At 69.6% G+C, this 14,985-nt stretch carries 7 protein-coding genes; 5 read left to right on the top strand and 2 right to left on the bottom strand.

Going from position 1 to position 14,985, the window contains the following annotated elements; genetic code table 11:
- Window positions 1-41: 41 nt before the first annotated feature.
- Complete coding sequence (locus M4V62_RS00790; RefSeq protein ID WP_249585226.1) at window positions 42-929, bottom strand: 3-hydroxybutyryl-CoA dehydrogenase; 888 nt, start codon at window positions 927-929, stop codon at window positions 42-44.
- Between the two features lie 64 nt (window positions 930-993).
- Window positions 994-2,376, bottom strand: a complete 1,383-nt coding sequence (gene ccrA, locus M4V62_RS00785; RefSeq protein ID WP_249585225.1) for a crotonyl-CoA carboxylase/reductase — start codon at window positions 2,374-2,376, stop codon at window positions 994-996.
- 379 nt (window positions 2,377-2,755) lie between these two features.
- Here ccrA and M4V62_RS00780 point away from each other — a divergent pair, with 379 nt between their 5' ends.
- From M4V62_RS00780 to M4V62_RS00760, 5 genes are all read left to right on the top strand, one after another.
- On the top strand, window positions 2,756-2,971 hold the full coding sequence (locus tag M4V62_RS00780) for an MbtH family protein (protein ID WP_249585224.1): 216 nt from the start codon (window positions 2,756-2,758) through the stop codon (window positions 2,969-2,971).
- A 234-nt stretch (window positions 2,972-3,205) separates the two neighbouring features.
- Entirely contained in the window at window positions 3,206-4,792 is a 1,587-nt protein-coding gene (locus tag M4V62_RS00775) for an amino acid adenylation domain-containing protein (protein ID WP_249585223.1), read from the top strand.
- Window positions 4,793-4,828: 36 nt separating this feature from the next.
- Window positions 4,829-5,059, top strand: coding sequence for a phosphopantetheine-binding protein (locus M4V62_RS00770; RefSeq protein ID WP_249585222.1), 231 nt, complete (start codon window positions 4,829-4,831; stop codon window positions 5,057-5,059).
- 39 nt (window positions 5,060-5,098) lie between these two features.
- On the top strand, window positions 5,099-6,286 hold the full coding sequence (locus tag M4V62_RS00765) for an FAD-dependent oxidoreductase (RefSeq protein ID WP_283779060.1): 1,188 nt from the start codon (window positions 5,099-5,101) through the stop codon (window positions 6,284-6,286).
- 42 nt (window positions 6,287-6,328) lie between these two features.
- A complete protein-coding gene (locus M4V62_RS00760; RefSeq protein WP_249585220.1) occupies window positions 6,329-14,980 on the top strand; it encodes a non-ribosomal peptide synthetase in 8,652 nt (2,883 codons plus the stop codon).
- Window positions 14,981-14,985: the final 5 nt, after the last annotated feature.

The raw sequence follows: 14,985 nt of genomic DNA, 5'->3' as shown, positions 1-14,985 counted from the left end.
TTGTCGTGCCCGGCGGAACCACTCAGGAATAGCGGAACCACTCAGGAATAGGAGTAGAAGCCGCGGCCGGACTTCTTGCCCAGCAGTCGGGCCTCCACCATCCGGAGCAGCAGGGTGGGCGGGGCGAACTGCGGTTCGCGGAACTCCCGGTGCAGGGACTCCGCTATCGCGGTGACGACGTCCAGGCCGATCATGTCGGTCAGCCGCAGCGGCCCCATGGGGTGCGAGCAGCCGAGCGTCATGCCCTGGTCGATCACTTCGGCCGTGGCGACATCGGACTCGACCATCCTGATCGCGCTCAGCAGGTAGGGGATGAGCAGGGCGTTGACCACGAAGCCGGACCGGTCCCGCGTGCGGATCGCCGTCTTTCCGAGGGCGACCTCGACGAATTCGGTCATACGCTGGAGGGCGCGTTCCCCGGTGAGCAGCGAACCGATCAGCTCCACCAGCGGCAGGACCGTCACCGGGTTGAAGAAGTGAGCGCCGACCACCCGCTCCGGCCTGCTGGTGACCGCGGCCAGGCGTGTGATCGGGATGGACGAGGTGTTCGACGCGAGGATGGCCTCGGGGGACTCGACGACCTTGTCCAAGGCCACGAACAGCTCGGACTTCTCGTCCTCGTCCTCCCGGATCGCCTCCACCACGAGGTCACGTTCGGCCAGTTCGTCGAGGTCGGCGGTGAACGCGATGCGCGCCAGCGCGGCGTCCCGGTCGGCTCCGGACACCTTGCCGCGGGTCACGGCCCGGTCCAGCGATGCCGTCAGCCGCCCGCGCCCGGCGGACACGGCCGCAGGCCCGGACACCACGACGACGACGTCCAGCCCGGCCCGGCCGCATATCTCGGCGATGCCGGAACCCATCGTGCCGCAGCCGACGATTCCCACGCGGTGGATGCCACCCGGCGGGGCGGTGGCGGTGGTCGCGGTCATGCGGGCACCTCCCACCGCGGCAGACAAGCGCCGAAGGACTCGGTCACGGTCAGATCCCTCCTGGTCAGCCGGTGGGCCCGGCGACGACCGGCGTCGGGCGTGCGGACGGGGCCGGCAGGGCCGGGTCCCGCAGCGGGTTGAGCCGGTCCGCGCCGAACCGGGCGCGCAACACGGGGTCGGTGACCCCAAGCCCGGTGTGCGGGGCGAGGCACAGCACACCGACCTTGCCGATGTGCCGGTTGTTCTGCACCAGCCGGGCGGCCTCGCCGATCTCGTCGAGCGGGTACACCGTCGAGAGCGCGGGTACGAGCTTGCCCAGCTGCACCAGTCGGTTGCACTCCTGGAGCTCCTGCCAGTTGGCCGCGTGACTGCCGATGATCCGCTTGAGGTTCATCCACAGGTAGCGGTTGTCGTACTGGTGCTGGTAACCGGTGCTGGATCCGCAGGTGACGACCGTGCCGCCCTTGCGCACCACGAACACCGAGATGCCGAAGGTGGCGGCGCCGATGTAGTCGAACACCACATGCGGGTCCTCGCCCACCTCGTCCCTGATCCGCCTGCCGAGTTGCTTGCCCAGAGCGATGGCTTCGTCCGGACTCGGGACGCGATCGCCCAGGCCGATGTCGTTGCGGTTGATGACCACGTCACAGCCCAGCCGGCGCAGCGCGCGTGCCTTGTCCTCCGAGCCGACCACACCGACCGGGATGCCGCCGCCCGCCTTCACCAGTTGCACCGCGTAGGAGCCCAGGCCGCCGGTCGCCCCCCAGATGAGCACGACGTCGCCCTGCTTGATGCGTGCGCCGCGGTCGCTGACCAGCATCCGGTAGGCGGTGCTGGCGCACAGCGGTACGGACGCGGCCTCCTCCCACGTCAGGTGCGTGGGCTTGGGCACGAGCTGGTTGACCCGCACCACCGCGTAGTGGGCCAGGCCTCCGAAGTTGGTCTCGAAGCCCCACACGCGCTGTTCCCTGCCGAGCATCCCGTCGGCGTGGGTCGCGGGCTCCTGGTCGTCCACGTAGGACGGTGAGATAACCACGTGGTCGCCGAGCCGCCAGTGCCGCACGCCTGTGCCGACGCGCACGATCACGCCGGCGCCGTCCGAGCCGAGCACATGGTGCGGCCGGTCGTGCCGGGCGGCGTACCCGCCCTGACGGCTGAACCTGCGCAGGAAGTCGAAAGTCGGCAGCGGTTCGAATGTCGCCGACCAGACGGTGTTGTAGTTGACGGAGCTGGCCATGACCGCGACCAGCGCCTCGTCCGGCGCCAGTTCCGGCATCGGCACCCGGCCGATCCGGAGCGAACGGCGCACATCCTTGTCCGGGGCGTCGCCGAACATACCGGCGTCCTCCGCGTGCAGGTACGCGGCCAGGTATTCGCCCGGCACATCCTCCCGGATCAGTTCGTCAGGCGAAGCACCCGCGAGCGCGGCTTCGGCCAATGCGTCCATCTGGAATTCCTTTGCCCTCGTTGCGGCGCAAGCGCGGTCGCCGCTGCGCGACGGAGTTCGGCAGGGATGGGGCTCTTCCGACATCTCTCCACTCGACGCTTTGGTGGAGGGAGATTGGTCGAATCCGAATTCAACTGGGCCCGGCTACGGGGCCACTGCTCGGCCATCGTGGCACAGAACCTCAGAGGGACACAGGTTCGGGCGGACGGCCGGGAGCCAGCAATTCAGCGGTCCTTGCGGCGTTGGCGGTCGAGTCTTAGCGTGGCGTCAGCATTCCAGGGCGGATGCGGATGCCGGGTGTCCTGTCGACAGGACGACGCCCATCTGCGAACCGGTGCTCGGCCCTGTTGATTTCCCCTTTCGATTGAGGATGGTGGCAATGAGCACGAACCCTTTCGATGACGAGAACGGCCAGTTCTACGTCCTGGTCAACGATGAGGACCAGCACTCCCTGTGGCCGGCGTTCGCCGAGGTGCCCGCAGGCTGGCGGGTGGTCTTCGGCGAGGCGGCAAGGGCCGAGTGCCTGGAGTACGTCGAGCGGCACTGGACCGACCTGCGCCCGAGGAGCCTTCAGGAGGCCATGGCGGCGGACTGACCGGGCCGGTGGGCGCGGGCGGTGAGCTCGCCCACCACGCCGATGTGACCCGCCTGGCGCCGCAGGCGCCGACAGCCGCCTGCGGGAGGCCGCCACGCTCACCATCGAACTGTCCGCAGGCCGGCCGGCCTGCTCCTGGCGAAAGTGGCCACCGTCCGAGTGCCGGACAAGCCCCGTTCCCCGTGGCGCGCCGACGGCTCGCCCGGCCGGCCACCTCCACATCGGAGTCAGTTGATGATCCTTCAGGGAAAGCGGGTCGCCCTGCCCTCGGCGCCCGTCGTCCACCAGCAGTTCGAGGCGCACGCGGAGAACACCCCCGACGCCGTTGCCGTCTTCTGTGCGGGACAGCAGGTGACGTACGCGGAACTGAACGCGAAGGCGAACCGGTTCGCGCACTTCCTCACCGCCCGCGGAATCAGGCGGGGCGCGAAGGTCGGGGTCTGTCTCGACTACTCGATCGACATGCTCGTCGCCATCCTCGGCACGCTGAAGTCGGGCGCGGCCTACGTACCGTTCGACCCCTCCTACCCCGCGGCCAGACTCCAACTGCTGCTGGGGCAGGTCCCCGATCTCGCACTGATCGTGGCCTCCCCGGCGACGACCGACCTGGTCGAGTCGTCGGCCGCCGAGACCGTCGGTCTCGAGCAGCTCTCCGATCACCTGGCAGGGCTCCCGGAAACCAATCCTGACGTCACGGTCACCGGGGACGACGTGTGCTACGCGGTCTTCACCTCCGGGTCGACCGGTACGCCGAAGGTGGCCTCGGTGCGGCACGAGGGCTGGTTCAACCTGCTGAACTGGCTGATGCTCGAGTACGGCCTGCACCGCGGATCGAGCAACTTGGTCGTCAGCGCATTCGGGTTCGACCTCTCCCAACGCGCCCTGATGATGCCGCTGTTCTGCGGCGCCACCCAACACCTGATGGCCAGCCGGAACTTCGACGCCGCGATGGCCTACCGCATGGTGGCCCAGCACGGCATACGCGTGGTGCACTGTGCTTCCAGCACGCTGTACCTGCTGGTGGACTGGGAGACCGCACGTGGCGGTGACGTGCTCACCAGGCTGGACTACGTGCTCTTCGGCGGGGAGCCGCTGCGTCTCGAACGGATCGTGGACTGGGCCCGGCGCGAGGACAACAGGTGCACCCTCCTGCACCAGTACGGCGTCGCCGAGTGCACGGACGTCGCGACGTCGTACGACCTCGCAGGCCACCCACCCGGCGAACACGACATCGCACCCGTCGGCACGCCGGCCTACAACACCGACATCCACATCGTCGACGAGCGGATGCGCGGTGTCGCGGTGGGGGAGTACGGCGAGATCTGCATCTCCGGGAGCAGCGTCGGCGCGGGCTACCTCAACGGCACGGGCCCCGAATCCGAGCGGTTCACGACGGTCGTGATCGACGGCGCGCCGCGCAGGCTCTACCGCACGGGTGACCGCGGCCGTGTGAACGAGGCCGGGCAACTCGTCGTCGCCGGGCGGATGGACGCGCAGGTGAAGGTGCGGGGCATGCGCATCGACCCCACCGACATCGAGCGGGCCCTCGGCAGGCTGGACGGCGTCCGGGAGGCCGCCGTGGTGGTCGGGTACACGGACTCGGGCGAGGCCGAACTGCTCGCGTTCGTCGTCCCGGCGGGAGAGGGACCGGCCGGGGACGACGTGCGTAGCCGCCTCCTCGAGACGCTGCCGCGCAACATGGTTCCCGCCAGGTTCCTCACCATCCCGCGGCTTCCGCTGAACCCGCACGGGAAAGTGGACCGCGTCGCATTGGCCGATGAATTCAAGAACAAGTACGCAGGCAGCGGCATGACGGCATAGTCGACGGACCTTGCTGACGAACGAGAGGGCTGTGTGATGATTGCCGACACGGTGCGCAGCATCTGGTGCCGGGAACTCAAGCGCGACGACATATCGGTCGACGACAATTTCTTTGCCCTGGGTGGCCAGTCCCTGATCATGGCCAAAATCCAGATGGCTTTCATCGAAGAGCTGGGCGTCGAGGTTCCGGTGGACCAGATGTTTCTCAACTCGACGGTGGCTTCGATTTCCGCGTACATCGAATCCATGGGTGCGGAAACCTCATAGTCTTTGGGATCCAAAAAACCACTTGGCAAGAGAGGTGCGATGTACGACGTCATTGTCATAGGTGCCCGTTGTGCGGGTTCGCCGGCGGCCATGTTGTTCGCTCAGCAGGGGTACCGAGTCCTGCTCCTGGAGAAGGCACGGTTTCCGCAGGACACGCTCTCCTCGCACTACATCCACCAGCCGGGCATCTCGCTGCTCGGCCGGTGGGGGCTGCTCGACGAGCTCCGTGCGGCGGGCTGCCCGCCGATCGACCGCGAGAGCTACGAGGGCCCCGGTGTCCGCCTCGACGGCTTCTCCCTGCCGGTCGACGGCCATCGGACGACCTATGCGCCGCGGCGGTTCGTACTCGACCCGATCCTTGCCGCCGGCGCTGTGGCGGCCGGCGTGGAGTTCCGGGAGTCCTGCGCGGTGACCGATCTGGTCTTTGACGACGACCGGGTCGTCGGCGTGCGCTACACGACGCCCGGCGGCGCCGAGGCGACGGACCGGGCCCGACTGGTCGTCGGCGCGGACGGCATGCGATCGCTGGTGGCCCGCAAGGTCGGTGCGGGAAACGTCGTCGAGCACCCGCGGATGAGCTGCGTCTACTACAGCTACTGGGCCGGGGTCCCCGCGGGCTTCGAGGTGTACGAGCGACCGGGGCGCTGGATGGTTGCCGCTCCCACCAACGACGACCTCACGCTGATCATGACCTACTTCCCGCAGGACGAGTTCTCCGAGGTCCGCAAGGAGGTGGAACCCGCCTACCTCGAAGCCGTCCGCTCGACGAGCCCCGAGTTGTACGAGCGGATGTCGGCGGGCGAGCGCGTGGAGCAGATGTACGGCACGGGCCACCAGGAGAACTACTTCCGCAAGGCCTACGGCCCCGGGTGGGTGCTGCTGGGCGACGCGGTGCACCACAAGGACTCCATCACCGCCCGCGGCATCACCGATGCCTTCATCCAGGCCCGGTCGCTCACCGAACACATCGGGGAGCGGCTGCACGACCCGGCGGCGCTCGATGAGGCTCTGAAGCGCTACGAGGAAGACCTCGAGGACACCTTCTCCGACGTGTACCAGGGCGCTCTCAACGTGGCCGAGCTCAAGCCGGAGGGGCGTACGGAGATGCTGCGGAAACTGGTCGGTCACCAGGAACTGATCGACCGGTTCTTCTCGACGGTGTCGGGCGCGTGTTCCTTCGACGACTTCTACAACGCCGAGCTTCTGGCAGTACTCGATCAGAACTGAGCTGCGGATTGCTCCTGGTAGCTCTATCGATGTGGAGGAACAATGATCCCGTTGTCGTTCGCGCAGCGCCGACTGTGGTTCGTGGACCGGTTTGAAGGCCCTTCGCCGACGTACAACGGCGCTTTCGCCCTGCGGCTGACCGGTGAACTGGACGTGGGAGCGCTGGAGTCGGCGCTCCGCGACGTCATCGACCGGCACGAGGTCCTCCGCACGATGATCGTCGAGGACGACGACGGCGTCCCGCACCAGCAGGTGCTGCCGTCCGGTCAAAAGCCGTTCGACCTGCCGCTCGTGGAGATCGCGAAGGAAGAGGAGTCGGCGGCCGTCGACGAGGCGGCCACCGCCACCTTCGACCTCGCCGCCGACGTGCCGATCCGCGCCGTCCTGATGCGGTGCGGACCGCGCGAGCACACGCTGGTCCTCGTGATGCATCACATCGCCGTGGACGGGGAGTCCTTCGGGCCGCTGTTCAGCGATCTCCTCATGGCCTACGCGGCCCGCACGGAGGGCAGGGCCCCTGAGTGGGAGCCACTCCCGGTGCAGTACGCGGACTACACGCTGTGGCAGAGGGACATGCTCGGTGACGAGTCCGACCCGCACAGCCTGGCGGCCGGGCAACTGGAGTACTGGCGGCAGACTCTGGCCGATCTGGCACAGCCGCTGGCCATACCCACCGACCGCCAGCGACCGAAGGCGATGAGCCGCCGCGGCGACATGGTCCCGTTCGCGATCGACCCCGATCTGCTCCGGGCCGTCGAGAAGCTGGCCGCGCAGGCGGACACCACGACGTCCATGGTCATGCACTCCGCGCTCGCGGTCCTCCTGCACCACCTGGGCTGCGGTGACGACGTGCCCATCGGCGCACCGATCGCGGGACGCACCGACGAGGAACTGCGGGACCTCGTCGGCTTCTTCGTCAACACCTGGGTGCTGCGCGTCGACCTCTCCGGGAACCCGACCTTCCGCGAGCTGCTCCAGCGCGTGCGGGAGCGAGCCCTGGCCGCGTACGACAACCAGGACATGCCGTTCGAGCGGTTGGTCGAGCTCCTTAACCCGGACCGGTCCACCGCCTACAACCCGTTCTTCCAGGTGATGCTGGCCTGGCAGCCGCCCGTGCCGGAGATGGAGTTTCCCGGCCTCGCGGCGCAGGCCGAGAGGCTGGAGACCAGGACGGCGAAGTTCGACCTCTTCTTCGACATGGTCCCGATCGCATCGGGCGGCGCGCGATGCCGACTGGAGTACGCCACCGACCTGTTCGACAGGGCCACGGCCGAAGACATCGCGGACCGGTTCGTGCGCGTGCTGGGTCGGCTCGTGGCCGCTTCGGGGAACGGGATCGGCGGCATCGACGTGCTCGACGCAGCCGAGCGGGACCAGGTGCTCACCCGGTTCAACGACACCGGCACGGACGTGCCCGAGCTGACGATCCCGGAGCTGTTCGAAAGCCAGGTCGCCAGGACGCCGGACGCCCCGGCGGTCGTGTGTGCCGACCGGACGCTGACCTACCGGGAGCTCGACGACCGGGCGAACGGCCTTGCGCGGGAGCTGGTTCGGCGGGGCGCGGGGCCGGAGGACCTGGTGGTGCTGGCGTTGCCGCGCACGGAGGACCTGGTGGTCGGCCTGCTCGGCATCCTCAAGTCCCGTGCCGCATACCTGCCGATGGACCCGCAGTACCTCGGTGGGCGAGCGGAGACGGTGCTCGCCGAAGCGGCTCCGCGGTTCGTGGTCACCGACACCGAGACGTGGCGGGACCTGCCACGCAACGACATGTCGGCCGTCCACCTCGACCAGCACGCCCAGTGGGCCACGCCTGGGGCGCCGTTGGACGACGCGGGCCGGGGCACGTCGTGGGGTCCCGACAGTCTGGCGTACGTCATGTACACCTCGGGCTCCACGGGCAAGCCCAAGGGCGCGGCGATCACCCACCGCAACGTCGTCAACGGCGTGCGGGAGCTGGTGCGCGTCCTGGACGCGCCGCCCGGGTGGCGGATGCTGGCCGGCACCTCGGTGAACTTCGACGTCTCGGTCTTCGAGCTGCTGACCACCCTGTCCACGGGCGGCACGGCCGAGATGGTGCCGAACGCGCTGGCGCTCGCCGAGCGGGACTCCTGGGACGGGCACGTGATCAGCGCGGTCCCCTCGGTGATGGGGGAGCTGGTCGGCCACCTGGAGAAGGCGACGGACGTGCGCACGGTCGTCTTCGCGGGCGACGTGCTCCCGGCCCGCCTGGTGCGGGAGGTACGCGAGGCTCTGCCCGGGGTGCAGATCGTGAACTCCTACGGGCAGAGCGAGAGTTTCTACGCCACCACGTACTCCCTCACGGCGTCCGAGGAAGGGGCGGGGAGCGAGGTCGCACCGATCGGTACCCCGCTGGGGAACATGCGGTCCTACGTGCTGGGTCCGGGACTCGCCCCGGTGCCGCAGGGCGTGGTCGGTGAGCTGTACGTGGCCGGGACCTGCCTCGGCCGCGGTTACCACGGCCGCCCGGACCTGACCGCCGAACGCTATGTGGCGAACCCGTTCGGCCCGGCGGGTGAGCGGATGTACCGCACGGGTGACCTGGCCCGCTGGAACGCGCGCGGTCAACTGGAGTGCGTGGGCAGGGCCGACGGCCAGGTGAAGGTGCGCGGATTCCGCATCGAGACCGCCGAGGTCGAGGCCGCGTGCATGCTGCACCCCGGGATCAGCCAGGCGGTGGTGATCAGCCGGGAGGCGCCCTCGGGCGGGCGGCGGCTCGTCGCGTACGTGGTGCACGCGGGCGAGGGCGGCGTCGGTGACGACGGCGCCGGCGGGATCGGCGACGTGGATGTGCTCGCCGGTGCATCGGCCGCCGAGCTGCGCAAGTTCGTCGCGGCACGGCTGCCCGACTACATGGTGCCATCGGCCTTCGTGGCCCTGGGCCGGATGCCGCTCGGTCCGACCGGCAAGCTGGACCGCACGGCGCTGCCCGAACCGGAGTTCACGGGCGAGACCTACCGGGCGCCGCGCACCGAGGCCGAGGCGATCATCACCGCGGCGTACGCGGACGTTCTGGGCGTGGACCTGGTCGGCGCCGACGACGACTTCTTCGCCGTGGGCGGTGACAGCCTGCGGTCCCTCCAGGTGGTCGCACGGGCCCGGGCCCGGGGACTGGAGGTCACCACGCGGGAGGTCTTCGAGTGCCGCACGGCGGCCCGCCTCGCCGAGGTGGCCGCCGCCCGCCGGGAGCGGGTGCCCGTGCTCGCGGAGGACGAGGGCGGCGGCGTCGGCCCGATGCCGCTGCAGCCGGTGGCGCGGCAGGTGTTCGAGCACGGCGGCGGGACGAACCGGTTCGCCATGGCGATGGCGCTGGAGCTGCCGGTCGGCATCGACGCGAGCGGGCTGGCCGCGACGCTGGACGCCGTGCTCGACCGGCACGACCTCCTGCGCGCGCAGCTGGTGCGCGGTGACGAGCCCTCCCTGGTCGTGCGTCCGCACGGCACGGTACGGGCGGCGGACCTCATCCACCGGATCGACTGCGACGGCCGGTGGGAGGAGCCGGCCTTGCTGGAGGCCGGGAAGGCGGAGCTGGACGCGGCGGTCGGGCGACTCGATCCGGCAGCCGGAACCATGGCGGACTTCGTGTGGTTCGCCGCCGAACGGGGTGCGGGCCGGCTGCTCGTCGTACTGCACCACCTGGTGGCCGACGGCGTCTCCTGGCGCATCCTCATGTCGGACCTCGCCGAGGCGTGGCAACAGGTCAGGTCCGGCCGGACGCCCGAGCTGCCCGAGGTCGGGACGTCGGCCCGCCGCTGGGCGTCGGCGCTGGAGACCGAGGCGCTCTCCCCGGAGCGGGAAGCGGAACTGGCGTACTGGCGGGACATGCTCCAGGCGCCGAACCCCCCGCTGGGCACGCGGGCGTTCGACCCGGCGGTGGATCTCATGTCCACGGTCGACACCGTCCGGGTGCAACTGTCCGCCGTGGTCACCGAGGCGGTGCTGACCCGGCTTCCCGCAGCCTTCAGGGGCACCGGGACCGATGTGCTGCTCGCCGCGCTCGCCCTGGCGGTGAACCGGTGGCGCGGCGCGGACCGTTCGACCCTGGTCAGGCTGGAGGGCCACGGCCGCGAGGAGGACGTCGTCCCCGGGGCCGACCTCTCCCGGACCATCGGGTGGTTCACCAGCATGTACCCGGCCCGGGTCGACGTGGCCGGAGTGGACCTGGCCGACGTGCTGGCCGGCGGCCCCGCGGCCGGTGAGGCGATCAAGCTGGTCAAGGAGCAGCTGCGCGGGGTCCCCGACAAGGGCGTGGGCTACGGACTGCTGCGCTACCTGAACCCGGAGACCGCCCCGCGACTCGCCGAGTACCCGGCGCCGCAGATCGGGTTCAACTACCTCGGCCGGATCTCCGGCGCCGACGTGCCCGAGCACCTGCGCGCGGACGGCTGGGGACCGGCGTCCTGGTCCGCCGATCTGCTCCCGTTGCCCGACCCGGACCTCCCCGCGCTGTCCGCGCTGGAGGTCAACTCGGTCGCCACGGACACCGCCGACGGCACCCGACTGCAGACCGTCTTCATGTTCCCCACCGGGGTGCTCTCCCGCGAGCGGACCGCCGAACTGGCCGAGCTGTGGGTCGAAGTGCTGCACGGCATGGCCGCGCACGCCGCACACCCGGAGGCCGGCGGACTCACGCCGTCGGACGCCTCGCTGGTCTCCGTGCGGCAGGACGAGATCGAGAACTGGGAGAAGCGCTACGGACGGCTGGTCGAGGTGTGGCCGCAGTCACCGGGGCAGTCCGGGATCCAGTTCCAGGCCGCGCTCGCCGACGGCTCCTTCGACGTCTACCACATGCAGTTCGTGCTGCATCTGTCCGGACACGTGGACCCGGCGCGCATGCGGGCGGCCGGGCAGGCGCTCCTCGAGCGGTATCCGAACCTGCGCTCCGCGTTCTTCACCGCGGCCGGCGGCGATCCGGTGCAGGTCGTGCCGGAGCACGTCACCGTGCCCTGGCGGCACGTCGACCTGACCGGTCACAGCGACGCCGAGCAGGACGCGGCGCTCGACAAGGCCCTCGCCGACGACCGGGCCGAACGGCTCGACCCCGCAAGGCCGCCGCTGTTCCGCCTGGCTCTGCTCACCTGTGGGCCGCAGCAGGCCAAACTCCTCATCACCGCGCATCACACCGTGTTCGACGGCTGGTCGTCGCCGCTGGTGTTCAAGGACCTGATCCAGCTGTACTCCGGAACCGGTGAGCTTGCTCCGGTCCGAAGCTACGGCGACTACCTGGCCTGGCTGTCCACGCGGGACCGGGAGGCGTCGACCGCCCGGTGGGCCGCCGAGCTCGCCGGATTCGACCAGCCGACCCTCGTGGCTCCCCACGCTCCCCTCCAGGAAGCGGCGACCGCTCTCGGGCGGGTCGAAGTACCGCTGAGCATCGACAAGGGGCGTGAACTCGCCCGGCGTGCCGCGGAACTCGGCGTCACACTGAACACGCTTCTCCAGGGCGCGTGGGGCATTCTGCTCTCCAAGCTGACCGGGCAGCAGGACGTGGTGTTCGGGGCCGCCGTCAACGGCCGCCCGGCGGAGCTGCCCGGCTCGGACGAGATGGTCGGCCTGTTCGTCAGTTCCCTTCCGATCAGGGTGTTCTGCCGAACGGACCGCAGCGCGGCCGACGTCATCACCGAGTTGCAGGACCGGCAGACCACGCTGCTCGACCACCACTACTACGGCCTTGCCGACATCCAGCGCGACGTCGGACTGCCCGCACTGTTCGACACGATGATCGCGTTCGAGAACTACCCGGTCGACCGCGAGGGCATCGTCGACGCGAACACCTCGGCGGGCTTCACGATCGACGGCATCCGGCCGTTCGCGGGCTCGCACTACCCGATCAGTCTCAACTCCGCCGATCCCTACCTGCGGCTCTCCCTCGACTACCAGAACAACCTCTACGATCGCGAAGCGGCCGAGGTGATCGCCGCGCGGCTCGTCCGGGTCCTCGAGCAGGTGCTCGCCGACCCGACGGTCCCCGTCGGAGCCATCGGGGTGCTCAGCGACCAGGAGCGGGAATGGTCGGTTTCGCAGGTCAATGACACGGCGCACACCGTGGCCGATGACACCCTGCCGGGCGCGTTCGAGACCCAGGTCGAGCGTGCCCCAGACCGTGTCGCACTGATCGGTGAGCGGGAAACGCTGACCTACGGTGAGTTCGACCGGCGTGCCAACCAGTTGGCGCACTGGCTGATCGAGCGCGGAGCGGGCCCCGAGCAGGTCGTCGCGGTGCGCGTCCCCCGTTCCGTGGACCTGATGGTGGCGCTGTACGCGGTGGTCAAGACGGGAGCCGCTTATCTGCCGGTGGGCACCGATCTGCCCGACGACCGGGTGCGGCACATGCTGGAGAGCGCGCAGCCGCTGCTGGTGCTCGACGAACAGCTCCCGGACGTATCCGGGTACCCGCTCGTGAACCCGGATCGCACGCTCTCGCCGGACAACACCGCGTACGTCATCTACACCTCCGGCTCCACCGGCCGCCCCAAGGGCGTGCAGGTGTCACACCGGTCGATCGTCAACCGGCTGCGCTGGATGCAGCACACGTACCAGCTCACCCCTGAGGACCGGGTGTTGCAGAAGACGCCGTCGTCGTTCGACGTGTCGGTGTGGGAGTTCTTCTGGCCGCTGCACGAGGGCGCGGCGCTGGTGATCGCCGAGCCCAACGGGCACAAGGATCCGGCGTATCTGGCCCGGCTGATCCGCGAGCAGTCCGTCACCACCTGCCATTTCGTGCCCTCGATGCTTGAGGCGTTCCTGACCGAACCGGCCGCCGCCCGGTGCGCCGAGCAGCTCCGCCGGGTGTTCTGCAGCGGTGAGGCCCTGTCCCGGGAGAACGCGAACGCCTTCGCGCGCACGCTGCCGGCCGTCGAGTTGCACAACCTGTACGGCCCGACCGAGGCCGCCGTCGACGTGACGTACCACGCCTGTGTCCCTGAGGGCTCCGGCCCCGTGCCGATCGGCGCGCCGATCTGGAACACCCAGGTGTACGTGCTGGACGCGGCGTTGCGCCCGGTGCCGCCCGGAGTCGACGGTGAGCTGTACCTCGCCGGGACCGGGCTTGCGAGGGGCTACCTCGGCCAGGCCACGCTGACCGCGGACCGGTTCGTGGCCTGCCCCTACGGGGAGCCGGGAGCCCGGATGTACCGCACCGGCGACGTCGTGCGGTGGAACCGGGACGGCGAACTGGACTACATCGGCCGCAGCGACTTCCAGGTGAAGATCCGCGGCTTCCGCATCGAGCTCGGCGAGATCGAAAGCCAACTGGTCCGCCACACGGCCGTGCGGCAGGCCACGGTGATCGCCCGCGAGGACGCCACCGGCGGTCGGCAGCTGGCCGGTTACGTGGTGGTGGACTCCGACACGGCGCCGGGCGTGGCCGCCTACCGCGAGCTGGAGGAGGCCGGGCGTCTGGCCGGGGTCGAATGGCATGAGTTGCCAGGCGGCATGCTGGTGGCCGGACGCAACAAGTCGAACATGGCCTACCTGTACGACGAGATCTTCCAGCGCGGCGAGTACGCGCGCGGAGGCGTGAGCGTCGACGACGGCGCGTGTGTCGTCGACGTGGGCGGCCACGTCGGAATGTTCGGTCTGTGGGCCGGGTCGGTGGCACGCGGCGTGCGCGTGTACGCGGTCGAGCCGATGCCGGAGTCGGCCGAGTTCTACCGGATCAACGCACAACTGCACGGCCTGGACGCGGTGGTGACCGAATGCGGCATATCCGATGCCGCGGGGCGCGCGGAGTTCACCTACTACCCCGAGATGTCGCTGATGTCGGGGCAGTTCGCGGACGAGGCGACGGAGCAGGAGACGCTGCGCAGGGTCATCGCCAACGAGCGTGGCGCGAACGCCGCCGAGGACGACCAGCTGACCGACCTGCTGACCGACCGGCTGGCGAGCACTCGGGTCGATGTGGAACTGCGCACCGTGTCGCAGGTGATCCGGGACAACGGGCTCACCGCGGTGGATCTGCTGAAGGTCGACGCGGAGAAGAGCGAACTGGCCGCCCTGCGGGGGATCGAGCCAGAGCACTGGCCGATCATCCGCCAGGTCGTCGCGGAGGTGCACGACGTCGACGACCGGGTCGCGGTCGTGACGAAGATGTTGGAGACCAAGGGTTTCCACGTCATCGTGGAGACCCCGCAAGGGCTTGAAGGAACCGGGATGTGTCAGCTGTACGCAACCCGCGAAGCCCCGGGCCGGCCCCCGGCCTCAACCACCCCGGCGGCGGCTGCCAAGTGGTACAGCCCGGCCCAGCTCACCCGCGATGTGCGCGCACACCTGGAACGGCACCTGCCCGACTACATGGTGCCCGCCCACCTGATGATCCTCGACCGCATTCCGGTGACGTCGAACGGCAAGGTCGACCGCAACGCGCTGCCCGCACCCGACCAGCCCGAGGTCGCCGTCGGACGAGGGCCGCGCAACCACGACGAGGAGGTCCTCTGCCGGCTGTTCGCGGAACTGCTCGGCGTGGAGGAGGTCGGCATCGACATCGACTTCTTCGACCACGGCGGGCATTCGCTGCTGGCCACCCGGCTGATCGGCCGGATCCGCAATGAGCTCAACGTCGACGTGAAAGTCACGACGGTGTTCCGCAATCCGACCGTGGCCAAGCTCTCGGAGCAGATCAAGAAGCTGGCCACGTCGAAGCGTCCCCAGCTGCGACAGATGACCGTACAGGAGTAGCGTCG

The sequence above is a fragment of the Streptomyces durmitorensis genome, from assembly GCF_023498005.1.
In the GTDB taxonomy this organism is placed as follows: domain Bacteria; phylum Actinomycetota; class Actinomycetes; order Streptomycetales; family Streptomycetaceae; genus Streptomyces; species Streptomyces durmitorensis.
Note: the sequence above shows the minus strand (reverse complement) of the source record. Positions and strands in the feature narration are given on the sequence as shown.